This is a genomic window from Agarivorans sp. QJM3NY_33 (genome assembly GCF_050870865.2).
Classification (GTDB): Bacteria; Pseudomonadota; Gammaproteobacteria; order Enterobacterales; family Celerinatantimonadaceae; genus Agarivorans.
This window is the reverse complement of sequence record NZ_CP194039.2, coordinates 1,751,730-1,776,254: the sequence shown is the minus strand read 5'-3', so window position 1 is coordinate 1,776,254 and position 24,525 is coordinate 1,751,730. Positions and strand designations below refer to the sequence as shown.

Genomic DNA, 24,525 nt, shown 5'->3' with positions numbered 1-24,525 from the left:
ATGCGGATCTTCGCCGATCGGCTTGTGCAGCAAGATATCGCGAGCACTCACTGTTTCTTAGTCGCGGGCGAAGAACCACTGATTAAAATAGAAGCCATCGACTTTATTCGTCAGCAGCTACAGCAACACGGGCTAGCAGAAGAACGAATAAAATTCACTCAAGACACCGACTTTGAGTGGCCCAGCATTGTTGATGCAATGTCTGAATTATCACTGTTTAGTCAGTATCGGCTGATAGAGCTGCAACTCGATAAAGTTCCTGATAAATCCACACAAACTCAACTTGAGCAAGTGCTCAAATTGGTCAATCCAGAAACGCGATTATTACTCAGCCTGCCTAAACTCAGCAAAACCAGTGAAAAACAGGCTTGGTACCAACAGCTGGAAAAACACGGTTTAGTGGTGATGGTTTATACACCTGAAGGGAGCCAATTACAGGCTTGGATCCGGCAGCGCCTTCAACAACATCATTTAAACCCAAATCATGAGTTAATCGCCCTCTTGTTGCATTACTACGAGGGTAATTTACTGGCTCTGAATCAAGCAGTTGCTAATATCGCACTGCGTTGGGGACCACAACTCCCCAGCTTAAAAGAGATTGAATCAGGCTTATCACATGCCAATCACTTTTCAAGTTTTCAACTAGTAGATGCCTTACTTGCGGGGGAGTTTCAGCGCGGTTTACTGATCATCAAACAGCTCCGCCTAGAAGGCGAAGAACCCACCTTAATAAACTGGGCGCTGGATAAAGAATTTAAACTCTTAGAACGATTGCAACAACAGCCAAGCAACCACCATTCAAGTTTATTTAAACAACATGGGGTATGGAACAAGCGCCAAGGCTTAATCAGTCAGGCAGCTAAACGTTACAACGCGCAGCAAATCAATCGAGCTAGGCTACAAATTGCAGCCATCGACCAAGCGATTAAACAATTTGCTGGAGAGCAAGCTTGGCATCAATTAGAACGTTTAGTTTTCGAACTCGCGTCAGTACAACATGAGCCCGCTTAAATTATTTTTTGGCGGATCCTTTGATCCGATCCACCTTGGCCATTTACGCAGTGCCGAGCAACTACTCACGCAAACCAAGGCTTTAGATTTAACCCTACTCCCAAATGCCTTATCACCATTAAAAGCTCGCCAACATGCCTCTGCAGCCCAACGCAAGCAGCTGCTAGAGCTAGCCTTAATCAATCACCCGAAGTTACATATAGACTGGCGGGAAGTTGATCGAGGCGGCCATTCTTATACCAACGAAACCTTACAGCAATTGGCCACCGAATATCCCACTAACGCGATTGGTTTTGTCATGGGGCTAGACTCATTTAATCAACTCGATCGCTGGCATCATTGGCAAAATTTATGCGATCATGCTCATCTACTGGTCATCGCACGCCCCGGCTACCCCCTCAACATTTCTGAAGCGCTGGCCCAGTGGTTAGCCCCTAAGCACTGCCAGCAGCTACAACAACTCAATCAACAACGTGCAGGTAAGGTCTACTTTTGTGAATTAGAACCCATGGCAATTTCATCGACCCAAATTCGTCAGATGCTTTCTAAAGGGGCTAGCTTAGCGCAACTTGAAACGAAACTTTCTCCCGCCGTCGCTCATTATATTGTGCAACATAAGCTCTATGGCGCTTAACCTAGCTTGACCGAGCGTGGTATACTCACTTTTTAGTTCAAATTTGGGGTTGATTTGTTGCAAAACAAAAAACTAATCGATTTTGTGATCGATAAAATCGAAGATATGAAAGGTCGAGATATTCAAAGTCTAGACGTAAGCCAATTTTCCAGTGTGACCGATACTATGATCATCTGTAGTGGTAATTCTAAACGTCATGTGAAATCCATTGCTGATAATGTGATTGCCGAATCTAGACGCGCAGAATTTGAGGTTATCGGCTTAGAAGGTGTGGCAGAATCTGAATGGGTATTAGTTGATTTAGGCGATGTGGTATTACATATAATGCAAGACAGCGCTCGAGACTTTTATCAACTAGAAAAACTGTGGGCACCAAACCACGCAGAGTCTAAAGCTGGATGAAGATCCAACTAGTGGCGGTCGGCACCAAAATGCCCAGTTGGGTAGAAACCGCTTATCAAGAGTATGCTCGTCGCTTTCCTAAAGATATGCCGCTAGAGCTAGTCGAAGTCAATGCTGGAAAGCGCGGCAAAAATGCCGATATTAAACGCATCCTCGACAAAGAAGGGGAAGCCACCCTTGCGGTGATCCCCAAAGGCAACCGCGTGGTGACTCTGGAAGTAACGGGTAAGCCTTGGACGACCCCTCAGTTAGCACAGCAATTGGAACTCTGGAAAATGGATGGCAGAGATGTCAGCCTATTAATTGGTGGCCCCGAAGGCTTAGCGCCCAGTTGCATCGATATCGCTGAACAACGTTGGTCTCTATCGGCGCTGACGTTGCCTCATCCTATGGTAAGAGTGATCGTTGCTGAAACGCTCTATCGCGCTTGGAGCATTACCGCCAACCATCCTTACCATCGGGAATAGTTACTAAGATATGCCAAGACAACGCGTCGCAATGCGAGATCACTCGGCTGAATCACGATTATTTATTCGTCGTAGTTTGGTCTCGATTGTTGGTATTTTTCTGCTCATTTGTGTGCTTTTAGCAAACCTTTACTATCTGCAATTTGAACAGCATGAAACCTATACCACCCGCTCGGATGATAATCGAATTAAGGTTCTGCCGCTCGCCCCACCCCGAGGTTTAATCTATGACCGAAACGGGGTTCTACTGGCAGAAAATCGGCCCAACTTCAGCATAGAAATTATTCCTGAGAAGGTGAACGATCTCGAGACACTAATCCAGCAGCTCAGCCAGTTGCTAAACTTAAGCGAAACTGACGTTGAACGTTTTTACCAAACTAAACAACATACTCGTCGCTTTAAGCCGGTGGTACTAAAGTCACAGCTAAGCGAGCAACAAGTGGCGATGTTTAGTGCCCAACAACATAAATTTCCAGGCGCGAGTATCGAAGCGAGCCTAACTCGATATTATCCCTATGGCGATAGCCTGACTCATCTGCTCGGTTATGTAGCACGCATCAATGTCAAAGACTTACAGCGTTTAGAAAAAGAAAATAAACTTGCCGAATATGATGCAACTCGCACCATCGGTAAACAGGGCATTGAACGTTATTATGAAGAAATCTTACATGGAAACGTTGGCTATCAAGAAGTCGAAGTCAATAACCGGGGACGAATTATTCGCACCATGAAGATTGTCCCCCCGGTACCGGGCAAAGATCTCTACCTCAATGTCGATATTCGTCTTCAATTAAGAGCTCAAAGCCTGTTAGATGGACGCCGTGGCTCCATCATCTTACTTGATACAAAAACCAGTGGGGTACTGGCGATGATTTCTAGCCCAAGCTACGATCCCAATTTATTTGTCAACGGAATTAGCAGCAAGAACTACAACAAATTACTCAATTCAACTGACCGCCCCCTGATTAACCGCGCAACCAAAGGGGTTTACCCTCCTGCATCCACCGTCAAACCGGAGCTAGCGGTGATGGGATTGGAATTAGGCACGATTACTGAACAACAACGAATTTGGGATCCAGGTTGGTTTCAAATTCCGAATACCAAACGTCGCTTCCGCGACTGGAAGCGCTGGGGCCATGGTTGGGTCGATGTATACAAAGCTATCGAACAAAGTGTTGACACCTACTTCTACATGCTAGCCTACGAAACAGGCATCGACCAAATTCATAACTATATGAGTAAGTTTGGTTTTGGTGAATATACTGGCATCGATATCCACGAGGAAAGTCGAGGCAATATGCCGAGTCGGGAATGGAAGCGAGCCCGCTATCGCCAACCTTGGTGGCAAGGCGATACTATCTCGGTAGGGATTGGCCAAGGTTACTGGACCACAACCCCCTTACAACTCGTGCAAGCAACAAATATTTTAGTCAATCGCGGCAAGATCATCTCTCCGAGGATCTTAAAAAGTGTTGGAGACAGCCACTCGCATATTGGCCTTCCGCCACAAATTAAACCGCCAATCGACTTGAAAAACCAAAAGAATTGGCAAATAGCACTCGATGGTATGTATGGTGTAATTAACAAAAGTAACGGTACTGGGCGCCGAGCATTCAAAGGCACAGCCTATAAAGCGGCAGGGAAATCAGGAACCGCACAGGTGGTGAATATCGCCGAAGACCAAGAATATGATGCGGATAAGCTTAAAGAAAAACATCGCGACAATGCCATGTTTGTCGCCTTTGCTCCTTTTGATGATCCCCAAGTTGTCACCGTTGTGGTCATCGAAAATGCCGGTGGCGGCAGTAGTAATGCCGCACCGCTCGCTCGTAGTATGTTTGATAGTTATTTTGAAACAAAAGGTAGTGTTCAATAATGGGGAACTTTAGCCAACAGCAAAACAACTCACTTTGGTGGCGGCTTCATTTAGATTGGCCACTATTACTCGGTTTACTCGCCCTCATAGGCTTAGGGCTATGTGTCCTATACAGTGCCAGTGGCCAAAGTGTTGCCATGCTGAATCGCCAATTAATTCGCCTCGCAGTAGCTGCGGTGGTGATGTTTGTGTTGGCACAAATTCCCCCCGATGTTTATATGCGTTGGACCCCCTTATTTTACTTCAGTGGCCTACTCATGCTACTGGCGGTATTGCTGGTTGGTGATGTTGGTAAAGGAGCGCAACGCTGGCTCGATTTAGGTGTGGTTCGCTTTCAACCTTCAGAAATCATGAAATTGGCAGTACCATTGATGGTGGCACGCTACATTAGTCAACACTCTCTACCGCCGAGTTTAAAACACTTATTTATCGGAACTGCGCTCGCGGTAGCCCCCACCTTATTAATTGCTAAACAACCAGATTTGGGCACCTCGCTATTGGTGGCGACATCTGGCGTATTCGCTCTGTTTTTAGCAGGCATGAGTTGGCGTCTAGTCATCGCAGCCGCTGGTATAATTGCCGCCTTTATACCACTATTGTGGTTTTTCTTAATGCATGATTATCAACGCCAACGGGTATTAACCCTACTCAACCCCGAAAGTGACCCTTTAGGGGCTGGTTATCATATCATCCAATCCAAGATTGCCATCGGCTCCGGAGGTTTCTCTGGCAAAGGCTGGCTGCAAGGCACCCAATCCCAGTTAGATTTTTTACCCGAGCGACACACCGACTTTATTTTTGCCGTATACGCCGAAGAATTTGGCTTTATTGGCGTAATGTTATTACTTTGCCTATATTTTTACGTCATCGGCCGGGGACTATATATCGCAAGCCAAGCGCAAACCGCTTTTGGTCGCTTACTCGCGGGCAGTATTATTCTTACTTTCTTTGTTTACATATTTGTCAATATTGGTATGGTCAGCGGTTTACTACCTGTTGTTGGGGTTCCACTACCTTTAGTCAGCTATGGCGGTACTTCTATCGTGACTCTAATGGCTGGTTTTGGCATTCTAATGTCTGTTCATACCCATAAACGGCTTTATGCCCAATAAGGATTATTATGCGTTGGTGTTATTTGCTGCTTATTATTTGTCAATTGGGAATCAGTTCTGCCTTTGCAGCGAATCAACAGCAACGGCTAACCAGCTTAAGTCAGGAATTAAACATTCCCTTAAAAGATTTACAACAAGCCACTAAACAAGCCCAATTTCAGCAAGCGGTTATCGATGCTATCAGACGCCCTTGGGAAGCAAAACCTTGGTACCAATACCGTGATTTGTTCCTTACTAAGGAGCGTTTAGATGCTGGCCTAGCATTTTGGCAACAACATCAAAAAAGTTTAGCTAAAGCAGAGCAAACGTTTCAAGTCCCCGCAGAAATCATCGTTGCGATCATTGGCGTGGAAACCTATTACGGTCGCCATAAAGGTACTTATTCAGTGCTCGATGCGCTGTATACACTTGGCTTTCATTATCCCAAACGAGGCCAATTTTTCAGCAAAGAGTTTGGCTATTTTATCAAATTGGCGGAACAACAAGGCTGGGGCTTAGATGAGATTAAAGGCTCTTATGCTGGCGCCATGGGATTCGGACAATTCATTCCCTCTAGCTACTTGTATTATGGGGTCGACTTCGACCAAGACGGCCGTATCGACATGCTCAACAATCCCATCGATGCAATTGGCAGCGTCGCTAATTACTTTAGCCAACATCACTGGAAAATTAACCAACCCGTGGTCCATCCCGCGACAGCGAGTGCAGCCCAAGCCAAACCGTGGTTAAGTGAAGAATTAAAATTAATACATACTTGGCAACAACTCTCCCAAGCTGGCATTGCTAGTGACGACGACTTAAGCGCAGATAAAATGGTTAAGTTGCTACAATTAGAAGAAACTAATGGTTATAGCTATTGGCTCGCGGAACACAATTTTTATGTCATCACTCGTTATAACCGTAGTCCCCTCTATGCCATGGCGGTCTATCAATTTAGCCAACAACTCAAACAAGCAAAGGCGCAACTTAATGCGAATTAATCACACGATGATTAAGCTTTGCTTAAGCCTTGGTCTATTGAGCCTTCTTACGGCTTGTAGCTCATCTCCAAGCGACCAACGTTATGGGATCAGTCAAGATAAGGCCCCAGATAAGGCACCTGAGCTTGCCCACTTGGAAAACCCTGTGCCGCGGTTTGAGCCTTATAGCCGCCAAGGTAATCGAGACTATCGAGTACGTGGGAAAAACTATCAGGTTTGGCAGGATATTGAACAATATGAAGACACCGGTCTAGCATCTTGGTATGGTAAAAAATTTCATGGGCACCTCACCTCTAATGGTGAAATTTACGATATGTACAGTCTTTCCGCTGCCCACAAAAATCTTCCTCTACCAAGCTACGTGGAAGTCACCAACTTAAGCAACCAGCGCTCGGTAATTGTCCGGGTCAATGACCGTGGCCCCTTTTATGAACAGCGAATGATCGATCTCTCCTACGCAGCAGCCTACAAACTAGACATGCTCAAGGCGGGTACCGCCAAGGTAAAAATCAAGTTGCTTCGCTTCGATGATCAAAAAACCAGCCCCGAACCACAAAGCAGCCATCAAGCTCTGTATTTTATCCAACTATTGGCCAGTAAAAACAAACAACAAATCGAACAACATCAACGTCAACTCGACGGCCAAGGTGTAAGCACACAATTAATTTCTGAAAATGGTTGGCAAAAACTTAGAGCTGGACCTTACCAGGATGTCCTCAGCGCCGAGAAAAATTTAGCCCAAATTAAGCAAGGCCAATATAAAGACGCCTATATTATTCATCTAAAAGCAAACTAGTGGATTTAGCATAGGAACTTACCAACAAGGCTTAAGTTTTGTTATAGTGATGTCCTTCCAAGTTTATTGACTAACAAGCCAAAGAGCCCAACATGATTAAAAATGTATTTCAGCGTGTTAGCTGCGCTTCCGCGCTTCTGATTGTCAGCAATGTGAGCCTTGCCGATGCTGCGCCACAAGTCATTCCAAATGCCCCTATCATTGCGGCAAAAGCTTATTATTTAGTCGACTTTGACTCAGGCACTGTACTCGCTGCCGAAAATGAGGAAAAAAGCCTCGCCCCAGCGAGCCTCACGAAAATAATGACCAGTTACATTATTGGTAAAGAAATAAAATCTGGAAAACTCGATCCGGATGGCATGGTAACCATCAGCGAAAAAGCTTGGTCAAAAAACTTCCCCGACTCTTCCAAAATGTTTATTGAAGTCGGCAAACAAGTTAAAGTCTCAGACCTCAATAAAGGCATTATTATCCAATCTGGAAACGATGCTTGTGTGGCAATGGCCGAGCATATTGCAGGTAGTGAAGACTCTTTCGCCAGCCTGATGAATTCTTGGGCCGCTCACCTAGGCATGGTAAATACTCACTACGTCAACAGCCATGGCCTAGATAACACCGAGCAATACTCTACCGCAAAAGATATTGCGATCCTTGCCAGCGCGGTAATCCGTGATACGCCGGATGAGTATGCAATTTATAAAGAAAAATCTTTTACCTACAACGGCATTACCCAACATAACCGCAATACCCTCCTCTGGGACAAGAGTATTAACGTTGATGGTATGAAAACTGGCCATACTTCGCACGCAGGCTATAGCTTAGTCTCTTCAGCGACCAATAACGGCATGCGCTTAGTCTCGGTTGTAATGGGAACTAATTCAGCAAAAGCCAGAGCCGCCGAAAGTAAAAAGTTACTCAATTGGGGATTCCGCTTCTTCGAAACGGTCAAACCTTACCAAGCGGGTGATAGTTTTGTAGAACAAACCGTATGGATGGCAGACCAAGACAGTGTTTCTTTGGGGGTTGACCAAAATATAGCATTAACGCTACCACGGGGTCAGGCGAGTAAACTACAAGCAAGTTTTGAACTAAAAGAAGAACTCAAAGCACCCTTAACAAAAGGGCAAAAAGTTGGGTCTGTATTTTTCCAAGTCGATGGTAAAGATGTCGCCGAATACCCCTTAGTGGTATTGCAAGACGTAGAACAGGGCGGTCTGTTTAAACGCCTAGTTGACTACATCAAACTATTTTTTGCTTCACTATTTTAATCATACAAGCGAAGGACTAGCTTGATAGAAGATAAAGCGATACGGAAATTTTAGGCAAACATCACAAAAACGCGTTAGAATAACGCGTTTTTATTTTAAGTTCGCTTCTTGAAAGCATCTAGAACGGTATCCTTAGGTCAGTTATGCAAACCAAATTTGATGAATATCTTGATTTTCCCTGCGATTTTACCTTTAAAATCATGGGAGTGAATAGCCACACATTAGAAGATGAAGTGCTTAGTGTGATTCAGAACTTAGCGCCTGGTGACTATAGCCCGCGAACTCGTCCAAGTAGCAAGGGAAACTACAAATCCATTACCTTAGTGGTAAAAGTCACGAGTAAGTTTCATATTGAAAGCCTTTACACCGAAATTGGTGCCATAGAAGACGTTCGACACGTATTATAAATGTCCAATCAGCAAATATTACAGGTTCGCCATTTAGGCCAGCAGGATTACCAAACGGTTTTCCAAGCCATGAAAGATTTCACCGAGCAACGTACTGAAGACTCGCTTGATCAGCTGTGGCTGGTAGAGCATGAGCCAGTGTTTACTCAAGGCCAAACCGGAAAACCCGAACACCTTTTAGCAAAGAGTGACATTCCAGTCATTCAAGCGGATCGCGGTGGACAAGTGACCTACCATGGGCCGGGTCAATTAGTTGCTTACCCCTTGCTGAATATTCGTCGTCGTAAACTTGGTGTACGCCAATTAGTTACCGCGATAGAACAAAGTATCATCGAAACCTTGGCTAGTTATCAAATCGAAGCTTATGCCAAGAAAGAGGCCCCTGGGGTCTATGTTCAACAGAAAAAAATCGCGTCTTTGGGTCTGCGGATCCGTCGAGGTTGTTCATTTCATGGCCTAGCGCTGAATGTAAATATGGATTTAAGTCCATTTTTACTGATTAACCCCTGCGGTTACGCTGGATTGGAGATGACCCAGATTGCCGATTTTCAACACTCAGCCAGTGTCGAGCAAGTGGCTGAGAAAATCACCGAGATTTTGGCACAACAACTTGGCTATAGCCAAATAGAATATCAACGAGGACAGCTCCCATTATGAGTGCAAAAAAAGTGCGATTGGAAGCCGGAGTAAAACTTCGTGATGCCGACAAAATGGCATTTATTCCGGTAAAAGTGATCCCTTCAGAGAAGGAAACCATGTTACGCAAGCCGGACTGGATGCGTATTAAATTGCCTTCAGATAGTACCCGAATCAATGAAATTAAAAGTGCAATGCGCAAGCATGACTTGCACTCGGTATGTGAAGAGGCTTCCTGTCCTAACCTAGCCGAATGCTTTAACCATGGCACGGCTACGTTCATGATCATGGGTGACATCTGTACTCGTCGCTGTCCCTTCTGCGATGTTGGTCATGGAAAACCACTGGCTTTAGATCAAGAAGAACCAGTAAAATTAGCTGCGACCATCGCCGATATGAAACTTCGCTATGTAGTGATTACTTCAGTTGATCGCGACGACTTACGGGATGGCGGCGCGGGCCACTTTGCCGAATGTGTGAAAGAAATTCGCAGCCGTAGTCCAAAGATTCAGATTGAAACTCTAGTCCCTGATTTTAAAGGCCGTATGGATAAGGCTCTAGAAATTTTAGATGGCAATCCCCCGGATGTGTTTAACCACAATCTAGAAACGGCGCCAGGCCTATATAAACAGGTTCGCCCTGGCTCAGATTATCAGTGGTCATTAACCTTGCTAAAACGCTTTAAAGAGCTTCATCCGAATATCCCCACCAAATCCGGGTTAATGATGGGTTTGGGTGAAACCAATGAAGAAATTCTGCAAGTAATGCAAGATTTACGTGACCATGGCGTCACCATGCTCACACTGGGACAATACTTGCAACCAAGTCGACATCACTTGCCCGTAGCCCGCTATGTGCCACCAGAAGAGTTTGACGAGCTTCGCAAACAAGCTGAAGCGATGGGCTTTACTCATGCGGCCTGTGGTCCTCTGGTACGTTCTAGCTACCATGCTGACCTACAAGCGAAAGGCATCGAAGTTAAATAGTCACCACTAGATTCCCCCGGAGAGTCATACTCTCCGGATCCCACATGCTTGCAACCTCAAATATCTACCCTAGCTCGCGCTGCCACATTTAACCGCAAGCTCCGACCCCTTCCCCAAAATGCTCGGTAATCTTAGCTTGGTAAATCCCGTTCATTCAAGGGCAGTTTAAACCGACAAAACCATCAAATAGATAATCGATATATTTCATTCACTAACACGATTGTGATCAATGGTTGAAATAACGGTTCAATTAATTTAAATAAATTGACAAAAAATTGAATGCGTTATTAATCTAGGAACAACTCATGACTTGGTAATTAAACCGCGAATATGCGAACGCTCACCGTTTTATCGCTTTTACTACCTCTTATTGCGCAAGCTGGTACTCAATATAACAATCAAGATGCACGCCGTTTAGAGGCGGTGAAGAGCTATGTGAATAACGTATTAACCGAAGCAAGAAGTCATTCAAATCGCAGTCCACTGCTCGCCGATGGCGTGAACACCATCACTCGAAAACCAGTCGAATGGATCTACCCAGATAAACACCGTGTGACTATTTCAAACTTTGCGAGCCAACAAAACTTCATGCGAACTTTAAATGGTCTCAGCGTAGTGACTGGCGATGATAAGTACCACCAAGCCGCAGAAAAAACTGCGCGATATTTTCTAGAAAATTATAGTCATGAAAATGGATTATTCTTTTGGGGAGGTCATCGTTTTATTAATCTGGATAGCTTGGAATTAGAAGGCCCTCAGAATAAAAACCAAGTTCATGAATTAAAAAATCACTTTCCTTATTATAGTTTTCTGCATCAAGTGGATGCGAAGGCAACTGAGAAATATATAAAAGCTTTTTGGAACGCTCACCTAGATAATTGGAAGAGGATGGATATGGGGCGTCATGGTCGATATTCAAAATCTTATAATGATAAAGTTTTTCAACGCAAGCTATCCGATGATATTGTCGAACCATCAAAACTGCCCGAGTTACCTCTCAGTAAAGGTCTAAGCTTTATCAATGCCGGCTCAGACCTTATCTACGCGGCCTATAAACTGACAGAGTTAGCCGAACCGAAGATTGCTGAAGGTGCCAATCACTGGGCTAAATTTTTACTAAAACAATATGAACTCGCCAGTAACCCAAAAACTGGAGCCCCTGTTTATCAATTTACATCACCGCGCCAACGAGAATCATCTCCCCCATCCGATAATGACACCAATTCTAAATATGGTGACCGTGCCCAACGCCAATTTGGTCCAGAATATGGTGCGATAGCCAAAGAAGGCAATGTCCTGTTCAAAGGCAATGCTAATTCGATAGCCATCAGCAGTGCCTTGGTCAAGCTTTACATTGCCGAAATACATCAAGACAGCGAAATCTTAAGCTGGGCGGTGAAAGACCTAAAAGGTTTTTATCGAGTGGCTTACGATGCCGAAAGAGGCCAATTTAAAGCGGTATTCAATGATGGTACTGATATCATGGGGATCCCATTAGTACGCGACGGTTACTACGGAAAAAAAGGCCGCATATTTCAAGCTCAAGTCATCGACAGTGAAAAGTATTTATTTCCCTTATTAAAGGCTTATCGTTTATCTGGCGACCAAGCGTTATGGGCCCTAGCACGCAACATGACAAAACATCTTGGATGGGGAGATATTGGCGAACCAAAAACAAAACCGAGCCAATTAAACTTAAACCTTAATAATCAAGATCCTAGCGGTATTTTCAGTGCCCTCGAAATGTACAAGATATCCTCTGACCAGCAATATCTCGAATTGGCGCGAGCAATTGGCAACAACATTCTTAAACATCGCTTTATTCGTGGATACTTCCTAAATCATCACGCTTTGCTTAATGCCAGAATTGATGCACTAGAGCCGCTAGCGTTAGTGGCCTTAGATGCAACTTTAAAAGGACAACCGCAGCAAATCCCAGAGTTTATTTCTGAGGGTGGTTATATTCACGGAGAATATTTAGGAAAATCTAGCACTTACGATAAACGTGAGATTTACAATAAAAAAATATAACTAACATATGGAGATCGAAATGAAAAAAACATTTTTACTAATTAGTGCCCTACTATGCTCAAGCTCAGCCTTTGCTAATCTAGAAATTGTCGATGTGAAGGCCAATAGCCACGATAAAGCCCACGTTGCGAAAAACGTACTTGATTCCAGCAAAAAAACTCGCTGGGCAAATAAAGGCGAATCGTGGATCCAATTTGAATTCGCAGGTGAGCAAAAACTCTCAAAGCTAGACCTATCAGTCTTCAAAGGAGATGAACGAAAAGCCAGTTTTAACTTAGAAGTATCAAGCGATGGTCAAAACTGGCAGAAAGTTTTTGAAGCGGTAAGTAGCGGAACCACCCGAGATTACGAACGCTATAATTTCGCACCAGTGACGGCTAAATTTGCACGGATCAATGGTTTTGGTACCGATGTATCCCAGAGCTGGACCGCCTTTTATGATATCCGTTTCCAATCCGATGATTCAGCTGCTGTTGAGTTTACAAAATAGTCTAAACGCTTAACCGTAAGGCCTGCGCCAAATCTTAACTTGGCGCAGGCTTCAGCAGCTTTCATACGCAACACTGAGACCAGTATCATAAAGAATGAAGCCAAACATCGGCCTCACTTGAGCGCCTTGTCGCTCCTTTGATAAACAAATCATAATAAAAATAGGCTTAATCAAACCAGCCTAAACAAATATTTGCAAGGTAATACAGCGCAGGAGAGTACATTGTTTAATGTTGACCCTTTATCGAGTCAACTTGAACAAAAATCGTACCCGGCCTTGAAAAATGTACTTATTATTTGGAATAAAGGAATGAAGAAAATAGTCAATGTGATGGTTCTAGGCGCCTTGCTGGCATTCTCTGGTTCAAGCCTTGCAAATTACTATGTGGTGAAGGTGACTGCGAATAGTCATGACCAAAATAATATCGCAACTAATGTTATCGACGGAAACAACAAAACCCGCTGGGCAAACAAAGGCGAATCATGGATAGATTTTGAATTCAACGTTCCTCAGGAGATAAACTCGGTAGATGTTATGGTTTATAAGGGGAATGAACGTAAACAAAAATTTGCTTTGGAAACCTCCATGGATGGTAAAAAATGGCGACGTATCTTTAAAACCTGGACCAGTGGTAAGGTCAAAGATTTTGAACGTTATAATTTTACGCCCATTACTGCCAAATATGCTCGAATTATAGGCTTTGGAACAAACGTAGCCAGAACTTGGACGGCCTTTAGTGAAATTAGCTTCCATTCGGACTACAAGGTTGCAGCTCTATTTGAGAAATAAGCGAATTGATCACATCTAGGGATAAGTCAGGCCCTGTTTATCCCTGTGCTCATTGCACGCTTGTTTCAAACCTCTTAGCTCATCGCCTATAAATACAAATCAATTCGTTGGTATAAGGGCTCAAGGCTTTGCCGCGAGCCGACGTTTGGGGGTATCAAACAGCACCAGGTTAGCACTACCTTCTGTCAATTCGGACCAAGCACTGACATTACACTCTAGGATAGCAAGACTCGCCGTCGGAAATTTAGGCAGCTGTTGCGCCGTTAGGTATTCCAGCAACTGTTCCAAAGCCGGATTATGCCCAATCAGCGCAACATGATGGTAACGATCGGCGAAAGCTTGAATATGTAACAGTAGATCCGCCCAGCGACTGGTATATAAACTTGCCTCAATTGTGACATGCAGGTCGATTTCGATATACCGGTCACAGTGCAACTGACGTTGGGTTAACCAATATTCACAGCTTTGTTGAGCGCGGATCGCTGGTGAGCATTGCAGCAATTCAAGTCGAGCAAATGGCAACGCATAGTCACATGCCATCAATGCCGCAGCGGCTCTTCCTCGAGCACTCAAGGGACGTTCCCGATCGTTTATCCAAGGCTGTTGCCAACTCGATTTGGCATGACGAATTAACCATAAGTGACGCGCCATGAACTTCCCTTGGATAAATAAGCTAGCCCTCAGACTAGCTTCAATTGCTCATATTTAAGGCCGGACCAACATATCGCCAATCCCGACCCACTTGTAGCTGGTCAGTTCTTCCAAGCCCATCGGACCACGGGCATGTAGTTTCTGGGTGGATACCGCAACTTCAGCACCTAAACCAAACTGAGCACCATCGGTGAATCGCGTCGAAGCATTCACATACACCGCCGCCGAACCCGCAGCATTCACAAACCGTTCTACCGACTGCAGATTATTCGATAAAATAGCATCTGAATGACTCGCGTTGTGCTTTCGCATATGGGCGATAGCTTCATCCACATTGGCGACCACCTTCACGCCCAAGGTATAACTCAGCCATTCGGTGTCAAAATCACCCGCCTTAGCTAACTGTAAATCCTTGGCTGCAGCCAATCCGCTCATGGCATTGTCGGTGGCCACTAATTTCACCGAAGATTGGTTCATACACTCGGCTAATTGCGGCAATAACTCCGCAGCAATATTCTGATCCACCAATAAGGAATCTAAAGCATTACATGCTGATGGGCGCTGTACTTTGGCGTTTTCAATCACCTTGATCGCCGCAGCCAAGTCTACGCTGTTATCCACGTAAATATGACTAATGCCAAAACCACCAATAATCACTGGGATCGTACTATTCTCTTGGCACATTTTATGAAGCCCTGCGCCACCTCGCGGAATAATCATGTCAACATATTCATCTAAACGAAGTAATTCGGCGACTAATTCACGGTCTGGCTGTTCAATATATTGTACCGCAGCAGCAGGTAAGCCACTTTGTTGCAAGGCCGATTGGATCACTGCAACCAAGGCCATATTCGAGTGAAAAGTTTCTTTACCACCGCGTAAAATACTGGCGTTCCCCGTTTTTAAACATAAGGCGGCAATATCGATGGTCACATTAGGCCGAGCTTCATAAATCACCCCTACCACACCCAGTGGCACCCGGCGACGAGATAAACGTAAACCATTTTCTAGAACCCGGCAGTCCATCTCGCTACCCACCGGATCATTTAAAGAAATCACATTTCGAACATCATTGGCGATCCCAGCTAACCGTTCGCTATTTAACATTAAGCGATCCAGTAGAGCCTCAGACAAGCCTGCTTGACGAGCGGCCTCTAGGTCTACATTGTTGGCGGCTAAAATGCTGGCTTGCTGCGCTTCGAGTTGGCTGGCAATAGCAGCCAGTGCCTGATTTTTTTGACGAGTCGTTAATGTCGCCAGTTCAAAGCTCGCTTGTTTAGCTCGCTGGCCTAATTGCTGTAAACTCATTTATTCATCCTATTTCAGTACTAGGTCGTCACGGTGAACCGCCACCGACCCATAACCATAACCCAGAGTCTTATCGATTTGCTCTGAATGTAAGCCTTTTATTTGTTGCATATCTTTTGCCTGATAACGACAGATACCACGCGCGATCTCTAAACCGTCTGTATTCACCAAACTTATCACATCGCCCCGGTTAAACTCGCCTTTAACGATTATAATGCCTTTAGGTAATAGACTAGATCCTCGCTCGACAACGGCTTTACATGCCCCTCCATCGAGCACTAACTCACCATGGGGCGGCGGTCCAGCCAAGATCCACTGTTTGCGATGCTCCAGGGGCGTTGATATTGCCAAGAATCGGGTGCCAACACTCTCCCCTTTACTCATCCGGGTGATCACATTTTCACTATGCCCGGCAGCAATCACCACTTCAATGCCTGCACGACCAGCAATTTCCGCCGCTTGTAACTTAGTCGTCATACCACCAGTGCCCAAACCACTGATGCTATCGCCAGCGAGGGCGCGAATTGAAGCATCAATTTCGTGGACTTCTTCGATCAATTTTGCCTGAGGATTATTACGAGGGTCTGCAGTAAATAAACCGGGTTGATCCGTCAACAGCAGCAATTTATTGGCTTCGCCGAGGATTGCCGCCAAGGCCGAGAGGTTATCGTTATCACCGACCTTGATTTCGGCTGTGGCAACCGCATCATTTTCATTAATAATGGGCACAATACCATGCGCTAATAAAGCCTTCAGCATATCCTTCGCATTGAGAAAGCGCTCCCGATCTTCTAAATCGGCACGTGTTAGCAACATTTGTCCTACATGCAGGCCGTAAATACTGAATAAACTTTCCCACACTTGAATCAGACGGGTCTGACCAACTGCCGCTAACATTTGTTTATTGGCGATAGTTGGTGCGATATTAGAATGGGTCAACGATAGATGCTCGCGTCCTGCGGCTATCGCACCGGAGGTGACAACGATAAGCTGATGACCAGCCTTGCGTAACAGGGAAAACTGACGAACCAGCTCTATCATATGGGCTCGATCGAGTTTAGCAGTGCCACCAGTAAGCACACTGGTCCCCAACTTAACAACAATAGTTTGCTTCGACATGGTAATTAATGATCCCAACTCGGGTAAAACGCAAAGCTTGTATTCTACCTGATAAAAACCTGACGCACAGACTCTGTGCGCCAATTTTATATAACTTTCTCGTTTAAGCTGCCGGGAGAGTCAAGTTCGGGGATAAGGAAGGAGCAGCACTCAGGGTGATACTAAATTTGTCCAGTTGGGTGACTAATTTTTGGTAGAAAACGTCTAAAGACTGTTGCACCTCTTGCAGATTTTTTTGCGGGATCGACATTTCTTGCCATTCACCTTGTTTGTCGTAGAGACCATACCAATAATGATATTCAAAGCCACTATCAACCAGCCGCAACTCCAGCCACCAACCAAAAAACTCTCGTTCTTCAGCTGCTGGCTTAGCGCTAACACATGAGGCTAGGCAATCAAAAAAATACTGTTCCTTTACGCTATGTTCCTTCCGATAATAAGGACCCATAGCCGTAAATGTTGAGCTTAACTTTCCATGGCTTGGCCAAGTCACTTCCATGCGCTTAATCTCTCCATAGTGATTATTGTCTAAATTATTACCTTACCATAATGACCACAACATAATGAAGTCACAAATGCTTTTGTAACCATTGCGTGACCTCCGTAAAGATTTGATTGTAATTTTGTAAGTAATCATGCTCTTTCATCATACTAACCTGACTGCTTTGAGAGGCAGCACCGAGCAGCGTAATATCTGCTTGCGGTGAGATTGGGTCGTTCTCTCGTCCAACAATATACATCGGCAGTTTGGTTCTAGCGCCACCTAAAATTCCCTGGGTCTTCAGTGACAAAGGCAGACAACGATAGAATAAGTTATCGCGATTCGCCGAGTTACCACCACTGCGGTTCGCTAAACAATCTCGATACATTTGCGGCATCGACTGAAAACGGGTGACATCGGTAAATAGTCGGTCGACTGGCGCACCAATCGTGACCACAGCTCTTAGGCGGTTACTAGCAAGAAAAGCCAAACGCGCCGCAACATTTCCAGCAAAACGATAACCCAAGATCCCCACTCTATCTTGATCCACCCAAGGAATTTCTGGCAAGTAGTCCAATACAGCCAGATGAATTCGGCTACTATCTTGCTGTAAGCGCCACGGTGAACAGAAACCAGCGCCGGGTAAATCTATACTTAACATCGCAATACCAGCAGGCGCTAAAAACCGTTCAAATATGGGATAGAGCTCAGTTTGTATGGTATCAAGTCCACCACTAACTAATACCACCGGTTTTATCGAATCGGTATCGGGCAGATGCAGATAACAGGCGACTTTCTTACCTTCGATGGGAATCTGCATGGTCTTGCAAACATATTCACTTTGTTGCATCGCCGAAGCAAAGTTATTGTAAGCTAAAGCTTGAGCCGAAGTGGCCAGATCATCCCCTTTAAAATGTGGATAAGCGGCAATCGTCGCGCTATAGCTAGCATTTAAAAACTGCTGGTAAGCTAATGATTTATCACCACCTTGCTCGGCTTTCTTGGCTTCCGTTTGATGACGCACGGCACGTTGCATCCACTCAAAATTCCAATTTCCTGGTTGATAGCCCCCCACCGTATCGAGTAATGCACTGGTACGAGGTTTATCACTTATCGCTATGTCGGCAAATAAGCGTTCGGTTTCAATCGGGTCTAAACCTAACCAAGCCCAATATTCACGACGTAACAAACGATACCAGTTACGTCCTTCTTGTTGTCCTTCCGCTGTAGAATCCTTCGCCAAAGTATTAGAAATTGCCGATGTTTCGAGCACATTGATCCGTGGTTTAAACAGCACTTCAGAGAGATTCTCTTTCACATTCGCAGGCCTAAATATTGATTAATGAAGAAAATATAACATAAAAAAAAGCCATCACGTTGTGATGGCTTTTTATAAAAAATACAAAATGACTAGAAAAATGCAAACTTTAGCAAGAATACTAGCGCCAGAACCCATACGCTAAGGGGAACTTCTTTATGGCGTCCAGCCAGTAATTTAATCACTGCGTAAGAAATAAAACCAACCGCTATACCATCGGCAATCGAGAAGGACAAGGGCATCAAGATTGCCACAATTGCAGCGGGTGCAGCCTCGGTCAAATCAGTCCAATCAACATTGACGAGACCCGATAGCATCAAGATACAAACATAGAACAAGGCACCAGCAGTGGCATAGGCAGGAATCATCCCGGCCAGAGGAGAGAACAGCAATGCCAATACAAATAAGATCCCCACAACCACAGCAGTAAGACCAGTGCGTCCGCCAACTTCAACACCCGCTCCACTTTCAACGTAAGATGTGGTGCTTGACGTTCCCAATAGTGACCCGGTTACAGTGGCCGTTGAATCGGCCAACAACGCTTTTTTCAAATTAGGTAAGTGACCGTGTTCATCCAATAAGTTGCCACGCTGCGCAACCGCGGTAAGGGTTCCAGCTGTATCAAACAAGTCCACAAACAAAAATGCAAAAATAACACTGAGCATCGATATATCGAAGGCGCCCGCAATATCCAGTTGTAAGAAAGTAGGTGCTGGATTCGGTGGCATCGACATCACACCATGATACTGGCTATAACCCAGTACAATAGATAAAGCGGTAATCGCCAAAATGGAGATAAGTACACCACCTTTAACCTTGCGGTATTCTAAGCCAATAATCAGGAAGAAACCTAAAGCCGCTAAGATCATCTGATGCGGGTTTTGGTGACCTAAACTGATCAAAGTGGCTGAGTTATCCACCACGATGCCGGCATTTTGTAAGGCAATAAAACCGAGGAACAAACCAATACCCGCGGCAATACCAACCCGCAGTGTTTGTGGGATCGAGTTAATGATCCATTCACGAACTTTAAATAAGCTCAAACAAGTGAAAATACAACCCGAGAGAAATACCGCACCCAAGGCAACTTGCCAAGTGTGTCCCATACCAAGAACCACCCCGTAGGTGAAAAAGGCATTCAAGCCCATTCCCGGCGCTTGAGCAATCGGATAATTGGCATACAAGCCCATAATAAAGCAACCAATTGCGGCCGCTAAACAAGTCGCGACAAATACCGCTCCTTGATCCATCCCAGTGGCCGCTAACATGCTTGGGTTTACAAAGATAATGTAAGCCATTGTTAAAAAGGTAGTAATCCCAGCAATAACTTCAGTGCGCAGATCCGTACCATGCGCCTTTAATTTAAATAGTTTCTCTAACATCTCGATGTATGTTCCTTGGACAACAGGTATTTATTGGGCCGATACAGAGGACTCCGTTGTGCTAGTAGCGGCAATCGCGGGGCATTATATTCATGGCTCCAGCAAGAAGCTACTGTATGTTCTCACCAAACTGAGCTAGATCAGTAAAAATCACCATTTTTTTCAACTTAGAACGTTAAGATAGCTGGATAAAATAGAAATACTTCGTTTATCTGCGTGATTTATCCCTTTTTAGTAGCGAGTTATCATGCTAACGGTCATCCAGATTCAACTTTTCTAGCCAATACGTATATATTCTAAACAAAAGCCAATAAGCAGACTTATATTAAAGTTTCCTTGCTGATAAAGTGAGTTAATTCTAAGAAAACAGATTTAAGGTAACATTGTGTCTACATTGTCTTCTCTATCACCCCAGCCGCTATGGCAGCACTTCGCAACAATTTGTTCTATTCCCCACCCCTCTAAACATGAACAAGCCATGATTGATTGGATACTTAGCTTAGCCCAGCAACACCAGCTAGAGCACTTCCAAGATGCCGTGGGGAATATCATTATCAAAAAACCAGCCACAGCAGGCATGGAAGATAGACAAGGAGTGATCCTACAAGCCCATCTAGACATGGTTCCCCAAGCGAACAATGATACCCAACACAACTTTGCCGAAGATCCGATTCAGCCCTATATCGATGGAGAATGGGTCACCGCCAAAGGCACCACATTAGGAGCAGATAATGGTATTGGTGGCGCCTCGATCTTAGCCATATTAACCAGTGACAAAATTGCCCACGGCCCCATTGAAGCTCTATTTACCATTGATGAAGAAGCGGGTATGACCGGCGCATTTGGCCTTGATGCTGGCCTATTAGAAGGTTCGCTGCTCATTAATACTGACTCCGAGCAAGAGGGGGAAGTATATATGGGCTGTGCCGGTGGCGGTGATACCAACATTACTTTTGCAGCAAACTATCAGCCAACCACCAACCAACAAGCCGCCATCGCGCTCAACATTAAAGGTTTAAAGGGAGGACACTCCGGTTGTGATATCGATAGCGGACGCGCTAACGCCAACAAACTGATGTTACGAGTGCTTGCGGCAATGCAACAACAAGGCTTAGAACCGATTTTATGCGATATTCAGGGCGGTAGTCTGCGTAACGCCATCCCACGCGAAGCCCGCTGTCAGCTGGTCTACGATGCGAGCCAAAAAACCGCCCTCATCGATTTAGTAGCACAACAGCGTCAAGCCATTGCCGATGAGTTTGGCAAAGTAGAAACCAATTTATGTATCGAACTCACCGAAATAACCACGCCACAACAAAGCTTTAGCGCGCGCCTATCAAGTCAAGTAATTGATAGCCTAAACGCCTGTAACAATGGTGTGGTGAGCATGAGCCAAGACATCGTCGGCGTAGTCGAAACCTCTCTGAACTTAGGTGTAATAAAACGCGATCAGCAAGGTAACATCGAGATCAAAATCTTAGTTCGCTCGCTCATCGACTCAAGCCGTCTCCAAGTGGAAGCCAGCATAGCCTCGTTGTTTAGCTTAACTGATGCCAAATTTAGCTTCTCTGGTGCTTATCCGGGTTGGAAACCAGAAACAGACTCGGTGCTCAAAACCGTTATTCAGGATAGCTACCAACAGCTATTTGGTGAATGCCCGAAAGTGATGGTTATCCATGCGGGCTTGGAATGTGGCTTATTCAAATCGGCCTACCCTCAGTGGGATATGGCCTCCTTTGGCCCCACCATTAAATTTCCGCATAGCCCCGATGAAAAAGTAGAAATTGCAGCGGTCGAAAAATACTGGCAATTACTGCTCAGCACCCTAAAAAATATTCCGGCCAAAGCCTAAATCATCTCCAAGCCAGCAAAGTATGCTGGCTTTGCCTCATCAAATTTATAAGCCCTCAATTAAATTGATAAAAAAGTCATTATTAGTATTTTAATTCTGTTATCATGCGCCCCGCAAAAATCCAAGTCAAAAACCGAGTAGAAGGAACTCATCATGTCTGACGATCTTGTCAAAAATAACGATGCAGCCAAAAGCGTGAAAAAAATAGCCAGTAAATTTGAATTTAATTACAAATTCATTGTGGGTCTGGTTGCACTGGCGGCTTTAATTTATACCCTCAGTAATTCGTTTTTCTACGCAGAGCCCGGCTATATCTATCATGTACGTACGGTCACCGGTAATGAAGCGGTTGTCACCGAGGTCGGTTATAAATTTTATCCCTTTGGTCGTTATAATTCCTGGAAGCGTTCAATGACGGTACAAGCGCTTACTGGTGCCTCGGCAAACCCAATCCGTGCAGAGAAAGATTCGGATAATTCCTCAGCTAGTTTACCGCCGATGAGCATCATGTTTCTTGACCAAGTAGACGCCCATGCTGAGGCGACAGTGCGCTTTTCAATTCCCTCTGACCATGACTCCTTTTTAAAACTAGCCCACGAATTTAGATCCCCTGAAAACCTGCTACGTACAGCGCTGATCCCGGCGTTTAAAGAAACTTTGCAGGCCAATGCTTCGCTGATGGCCGCAGAAGAATATTATGCTGGCGGACGAACCGAATTTAATTCTGAGTTTGAAAATCAAATGAGCAGTGGGATCTTATTGGTGAAGCGCGAAGAAATTACCATTCATTCTAAACAAGCCACCAGCGGCAGTGCTAATGCTGCGCTAGGCAAAGATCAGCAAGAATATGGCGATGACAGTAAAACAGTGTTTGTAGTAAATAAAGTTCTAGATAGCAACGGACAACCGCGCCGAAAATCGCAACGTTTCCTCGACTTTGGGGTCACCGTCGTATCCGCCTTGGTCACAGATATGCGTCCTAACGCCAAATTTATCGAACGAATGCAATTAAAACAAAAGGCTTCGGCAGACCGCGCGATTGCCAGAGAACAACGAGTGCAGGAAGAAGAGCAGCGCTTACTCGCAATTGCCCGAGGTGAGCGCGAAGTGGCAGAGCGTCAAGCCAAAGCGAAAGTAGAACAGATCCAAAAAACCACAGAAGCACAAACCGACAAACAACTTGCGATCACCAACGCTGAAAAAATGAAGGCACAAGCCGAGATTTCCAAAGAAACCGCAGAAATTGACCTGGAAAAAGCCCGCATCGAAGCCGAAACTAAAAGAACGTTAGCGGAAGCAGAAGCCTACCAAAAACGGGTCATTCTGGAAGCTGATAACGCGCTTGCTCAAAAACTCGAAGCTGAAGTGAAAATTCAAAGCTTGTGGGCCGATGCTTTTGCCAAACGCAATGTACCCACCAACGTATTTGGCGCGGGGAGTGCGGCAACACCAGCAGGCAGCGATTCAGAAACTCGAGCGTTTATGCAAATGCTCACCTTAGATGCAGCAAAACGCCTCAGCTACGACCGAGAAATCAACAAATAAGTTCTATCCTAATAGCTCTCTAGTGATAACTTTTGCAAGCGTTTGTTGTTAATTGATCCGATAAAATGTAGTTACCGACATAACTCATAGACCAAGCTCGAATCAATGAACAACCCGCACAGCTGAAGGGTTCGCCTAAGCCCCATTTAATTGCGCTGCATTTAAATGGGTCTCCCTCGAATAAAAATCAATCATAGTTTTAGTTACAATTTGAAATTTTTTAATATGTCTCAAAATTTATCCATAGTTTGGTGGTGAATGGATGATCCCCGTTAAAGGATGTCTGCATTGAATCTTTTTCTAAGTTAGATAAGTTACCAAACAAGTGAAGAATTTTGACTCTTCTCGCTTTAAACTCGATGTGATTGAATTTTTATACCAATCTGATTCATTATATGAACAACTGATTACGCAACATAAATCTACCGATAATCAGGCATGACGCGCAGTAACTAGTAGCGCTGATTTAGATCAGCAAGAATGAACAGAGAATGAGTTAGATGGGTATTAGAGAGTCCAGCATAAAAAACAGAAGCCTTAAGTATTTGAAAACAACTCTAGTACCATGAAACTTAACAGCAAAGGCAGCCAAACGACTCATCAAAGTGCCAACTTCAAACTCCCCAAGCTTCGAGTTTGCTTAAGAGTAAAAAACAGCGAGCCAAATGGTTGGCCTATCGGCTGCAGTTTGACTGACTTTATGTTTAACATGGGCGGGGATATTAAAGTAATCCCCTTTATTTAAATGTTGCTCGTGACCGTCTTCAAATAACAAGCTGGCACTGCCTTCCAATACCATCACCCATTCGTGCTCGGCTTGATCGTACCAGCCTTGCTCGGGTGAACGATGACCAAAAGAAACGATCCGCTCGATACGTATATTGGGACGCTCTAGCAAATCACTAAACTGCTCTTGCTGAAAATCTTCAGCAATCCCTGAAAAAATATTAGCCATTTAACGATTCCTCTGTCAAAACAACATCA

General features: G+C 44.7%; 24 protein-coding genes. 17 read left to right on the top strand and 7 right to left on the bottom strand.

All coding sequences use genetic code 11. From position 1 onward, the window contains the following. The 15 genes from holA to ACRRSY_RS07960 all read left to right on the top strand — a co-directional run bounded on the left by holA (position 1) and on the right by ACRRSY_RS07960 (position 13,885). Positions 1-1,011: a DNA polymerase III subunit delta gene (gene holA, locus ACRRSY_RS08030; RefSeq protein ID WP_432462912.1), complete on the top strand. Its 1,011-nt coding sequence runs from the start codon at positions 1-3 to the stop codon at positions 1,009-1,011. Further along, positions 998-1,645, top strand: coding sequence for a nicotinate-nucleotide adenylyltransferase (nadD, locus tag ACRRSY_RS08025; protein WP_432462911.1), 648 nt, complete (start codon positions 998-1,000; stop codon positions 1,643-1,645). The genes holA and nadD overlap by 14 nt, the downstream gene beginning before the upstream one ends. 57 nt (positions 1,646-1,702) lie before the next feature. Next, positions 1,703-2,047, top strand: coding sequence for a ribosome silencing factor (rsfS, locus tag ACRRSY_RS08020; protein WP_432453713.1), 345 nt, complete (start codon positions 1,703-1,705; stop codon positions 2,045-2,047). Further along, complete coding sequence (gene rlmH / locus ACRRSY_RS08015; RefSeq protein ID WP_432453714.1) at positions 2,044-2,514, top strand: 23S rRNA (pseudouridine(1915)-N(3))-methyltransferase RlmH; 471 nt, start codon at positions 2,044-2,046, stop codon at positions 2,512-2,514. The genes rsfS and rlmH overlap by 4 nt, the downstream gene beginning before the upstream one ends. 10 nt (positions 2,515-2,524) lie before the next feature. Then, positions 2,525-4,390, top strand: coding sequence for a penicillin-binding protein 2 (gene mrdA / locus ACRRSY_RS08010; protein ID WP_432459054.1), 1,866 nt, complete (start codon positions 2,525-2,527; stop codon positions 4,388-4,390). Further along, entirely contained in the window at positions 4,390-5,502 is a 1,113-nt protein-coding gene (rodA, locus tag ACRRSY_RS08005) for a rod shape-determining protein RodA (RefSeq protein WP_432459053.1), read from the top strand. The genes mrdA and rodA overlap by 1 nt, the downstream gene beginning before the upstream one ends. Positions 5,503-5,510: 8 nt before the next feature. Next, complete coding sequence (gene mltB, locus ACRRSY_RS08000) at positions 5,511-6,482, top strand: lytic murein transglycosylase B (RefSeq protein WP_432462910.1); 972 nt, start codon at positions 5,511-5,513, stop codon at positions 6,480-6,482. Beyond that, a complete protein-coding gene (locus ACRRSY_RS07995; RefSeq protein WP_432453718.1) occupies positions 6,472-7,278 on the top strand; it encodes a septal ring lytic transglycosylase RlpA family protein in 807 nt (268 codons plus the stop codon). The genes mltB and ACRRSY_RS07995 overlap by 11 nt, the downstream gene beginning before the upstream one ends. 92 nt (positions 7,279-7,370) lie before the next feature. Next, a complete protein-coding gene (locus ACRRSY_RS07990; RefSeq protein WP_432453719.1) occupies positions 7,371-8,546 on the top strand; it encodes a serine hydrolase in 1,176 nt (391 codons plus the stop codon). Positions 8,547-8,689: 143 nt separating this feature from the next. Beyond that, positions 8,690-8,953 carry a DUF493 family protein YbeD gene (ybeD, locus tag ACRRSY_RS07985; RefSeq protein ID WP_432453720.1) on the top strand — a complete coding sequence of 88 codons (264 nt, stop codon included), beginning with the start codon at positions 8,690-8,692 and terminating at the stop codon, positions 8,951-8,953. After that, complete coding sequence (gene lipB, locus ACRRSY_RS07980) at positions 8,954-9,610, top strand: lipoyl(octanoyl) transferase LipB (RefSeq protein WP_432453721.1); 657 nt, start codon at positions 8,954-8,956, stop codon at positions 9,608-9,610. It abuts the gene before it with no gap. Then, entirely contained in the window at positions 9,607-10,575 is a 969-nt protein-coding gene (lipA, locus tag ACRRSY_RS07975) for a lipoyl synthase (RefSeq protein ID WP_432453722.1), read from the top strand. Before lipB ends, lipA begins: the two co-directional genes overlap by 4 nt. A gap of 330 nt (positions 10,576-10,905) precedes the next feature. Further along, positions 10,906-12,606 (top strand): hypothetical protein, encoded by a 1,701-nt coding sequence (locus ACRRSY_RS07970; protein WP_432459051.1) that lies wholly within the window; start codon positions 10,906-10,908, stop codon positions 12,604-12,606. Between the two features lie 19 nt (positions 12,607-12,625). After that, on the top strand, positions 12,626-13,096 hold the full coding sequence (locus tag ACRRSY_RS07965; RefSeq protein ID WP_432453724.1) for a discoidin domain-containing protein: 471 nt from the start codon (positions 12,626-12,628) through the stop codon (positions 13,094-13,096). A gap of 222 nt (positions 13,097-13,318) precedes the next feature. Further along, positions 13,319-13,885 carry a discoidin domain-containing protein gene (locus ACRRSY_RS07960; RefSeq protein ID WP_432462909.1) on the top strand — a complete coding sequence of 189 codons (567 nt, stop codon included), beginning with the start codon at positions 13,319-13,321 and terminating at the stop codon, positions 13,883-13,885. Between the two features lie 120 nt (positions 13,886-14,005). Here ACRRSY_RS07960 and ACRRSY_RS07955 read toward each other — a convergent pair whose 3' ends face one another. The 6 genes from ACRRSY_RS07955 to ACRRSY_RS07930 form a co-directional block, all read right to left on the bottom strand. Next, complete coding sequence (locus ACRRSY_RS07955; protein ID WP_432453726.1) at positions 14,006-14,536, bottom strand: SixA phosphatase family protein; 531 nt, start codon at positions 14,534-14,536, stop codon at positions 14,006-14,008. 54 nt (positions 14,537-14,590) lie between these two features. Continuing rightward, positions 14,591-15,844: a glutamate-5-semialdehyde dehydrogenase gene (locus ACRRSY_RS07950; RefSeq protein WP_432453727.1), complete on the bottom strand. Its 1,254-nt coding sequence runs from the start codon at positions 15,842-15,844 to the stop codon at positions 14,591-14,593. Between the two features lie 9 nt (positions 15,845-15,853). Further along, a complete protein-coding gene (gene proB / locus ACRRSY_RS07945; RefSeq protein WP_432453728.1) occupies positions 15,854-16,963 on the bottom strand; it encodes a glutamate 5-kinase in 1,110 nt (369 codons plus the stop codon). Positions 16,964-17,066: 103 nt separating this feature from the next. Next, positions 17,067-17,462 carry a sigma factor-binding protein Crl gene (gene crl, locus ACRRSY_RS07940; RefSeq protein WP_432453729.1) on the bottom strand — a complete coding sequence of 132 codons (396 nt, stop codon included), beginning with the start codon at positions 17,460-17,462 and terminating at the stop codon, positions 17,067-17,069. Positions 17,463-17,532: 70 nt separating this feature from the next. Continuing rightward, positions 17,533-18,762, bottom strand: a complete 1,230-nt coding sequence (locus tag ACRRSY_RS07935) for an alpha/beta hydrolase (RefSeq protein WP_432453730.1) — start codon at positions 18,760-18,762, stop codon at positions 17,533-17,535. A gap of 92 nt (positions 18,763-18,854) precedes the next feature. Continuing rightward, a complete protein-coding gene (locus ACRRSY_RS07930) occupies positions 18,855-20,144 on the bottom strand; it encodes an NCS2 family permease (protein ID WP_432453731.1) in 1,290 nt (429 codons plus the stop codon). Positions 20,145-20,529: 385 nt separating this feature from the next. Between ACRRSY_RS07930 and ACRRSY_RS07925 the strand changes: the two genes are divergently transcribed. Both ACRRSY_RS07925 and ACRRSY_RS07920 read left to right on the top strand, forming a co-directional pair. Then, positions 20,530-21,996, top strand: a complete 1,467-nt coding sequence (locus ACRRSY_RS07925; protein WP_432462908.1) for an aminoacyl-histidine dipeptidase — start codon at positions 20,530-20,532, stop codon at positions 21,994-21,996. A gap of 153 nt (positions 21,997-22,149) precedes the next feature. Continuing rightward, positions 22,150-23,541, top strand: a complete 1,392-nt coding sequence (locus ACRRSY_RS07920; RefSeq protein ID WP_432453733.1) for an SPFH domain-containing protein — start codon at positions 22,150-22,152, stop codon at positions 23,539-23,541. A gap of 640 nt (positions 23,542-24,181) precedes the next feature. Here the strand turns inward: ACRRSY_RS07920 and ACRRSY_RS07915 are convergent. Further along, positions 24,182-24,496: a cupin domain-containing protein gene (locus tag ACRRSY_RS07915; protein WP_432453734.1), complete on the bottom strand. Its 315-nt coding sequence runs from the start codon at positions 24,494-24,496 to the stop codon at positions 24,182-24,184. Positions 24,497-24,525: the final 29 nt, after the last annotated feature.

What these genes read in the sequence shown, in the direction of transcription:
- holA (WP_432462912.1), top strand. Translation starts at nt 1, where the DNA reads ATGCGGATCTTCGCCGATCGGCTTGTGCAGCAAGATATCGCGAGCACT.
- nadD (WP_432462911.1), top strand. Translation starts at nt 998, where the DNA reads ATGAGCCCGCTTAAATTATTTTTTGGCGGATCCTTTGATCCGATCCAC.
- rlmH (WP_432453714.1), top strand. Translation starts at nt 2,044, where the DNA reads ATGAAGATCCAACTAGTGGCGGTCGGCACCAAAATGCCCAGTTGGGTA.
- mrdA (WP_432459054.1), top strand. Translation starts at nt 2,525, where the DNA reads ATGCCAAGACAACGCGTCGCAATGCGAGATCACTCGGCTGAATCACGA.
- rodA (WP_432459053.1), top strand. Translation starts at nt 4,390, where the DNA reads ATGGGGAACTTTAGCCAACAGCAAAACAACTCACTTTGGTGGCGGCTT.
- mltB (WP_432462910.1), top strand. Translation starts at nt 5,511, where the DNA reads ATGCGTTGGTGTTATTTGCTGCTTATTATTTGTCAATTGGGAATCAGT.
- ACRRSY_RS07995 (WP_432453718.1), top strand. Translation starts at nt 6,472, where the DNA reads ATGCGAATTAATCACACGATGATTAAGCTTTGCTTAAGCCTTGGTCTA.
- ACRRSY_RS07990 (WP_432453719.1), top strand. Translation starts at nt 7,371, where the DNA reads ATGATTAAAAATGTATTTCAGCGTGTTAGCTGCGCTTCCGCGCTTCTG.
- ybeD (WP_432453720.1), top strand. Translation starts at nt 8,690, where the DNA reads ATGCAAACCAAATTTGATGAATATCTTGATTTTCCCTGCGATTTTACC.
- lipB (WP_432453721.1), top strand. Translation starts at nt 8,954, where the DNA reads ATGTCCAATCAGCAAATATTACAGGTTCGCCATTTAGGCCAGCAGGAT.
- lipA (WP_432453722.1), top strand. Translation starts at nt 9,607, where the DNA reads ATGAGTGCAAAAAAAGTGCGATTGGAAGCCGGAGTAAAACTTCGTGAT.
- ACRRSY_RS07970 (WP_432459051.1), top strand. Translation starts at nt 10,906, where the DNA reads ATGCGAACGCTCACCGTTTTATCGCTTTTACTACCTCTTATTGCGCAA.
- ACRRSY_RS07965 (WP_432453724.1), top strand. Translation starts at nt 12,626, where the DNA reads ATGAAAAAAACATTTTTACTAATTAGTGCCCTACTATGCTCAAGCTCA.
- ACRRSY_RS07955 (WP_432453726.1), bottom strand. Translation starts at nt 14,536, where the DNA reads ATGGCGCGTCACTTATGGTTAATTCGTCATGCCAAATCGAGTTGGCAA.
- ACRRSY_RS07950 (WP_432453727.1), bottom strand. Translation starts at nt 15,844, where the DNA reads ATGAGTTTACAGCAATTAGGCCAGCGAGCTAAACAAGCGAGCTTTGAA.
- proB (WP_432453728.1), bottom strand. Translation starts at nt 16,963, where the DNA reads ATGTCGAAGCAAACTATTGTTGTTAAGTTGGGGACCAGTGTGCTTACT.
- crl (WP_432453729.1), bottom strand. Translation starts at nt 17,462, where the DNA reads ATGGAAGTGACTTGGCCAAGCCATGGAAAGTTAAGCTCAACATTTACG.
- ACRRSY_RS07930 (WP_432453731.1), bottom strand. Translation starts at nt 20,144, where the DNA reads ATGTTAGAGAAACTATTTAAATTAAAGGCGCATGGTACGGATCTGCGC.
- ACRRSY_RS07920 (WP_432453733.1), top strand. Translation starts at nt 22,150, where the DNA reads ATGTCTGACGATCTTGTCAAAAATAACGATGCAGCCAAAAGCGTGAAA.
- ACRRSY_RS07915 (WP_432453734.1), bottom strand. Translation starts at nt 24,496, where the DNA reads ATGGCTAATATTTTTTCAGGGATTGCTGAAGATTTTCAGCAAGAGCAG.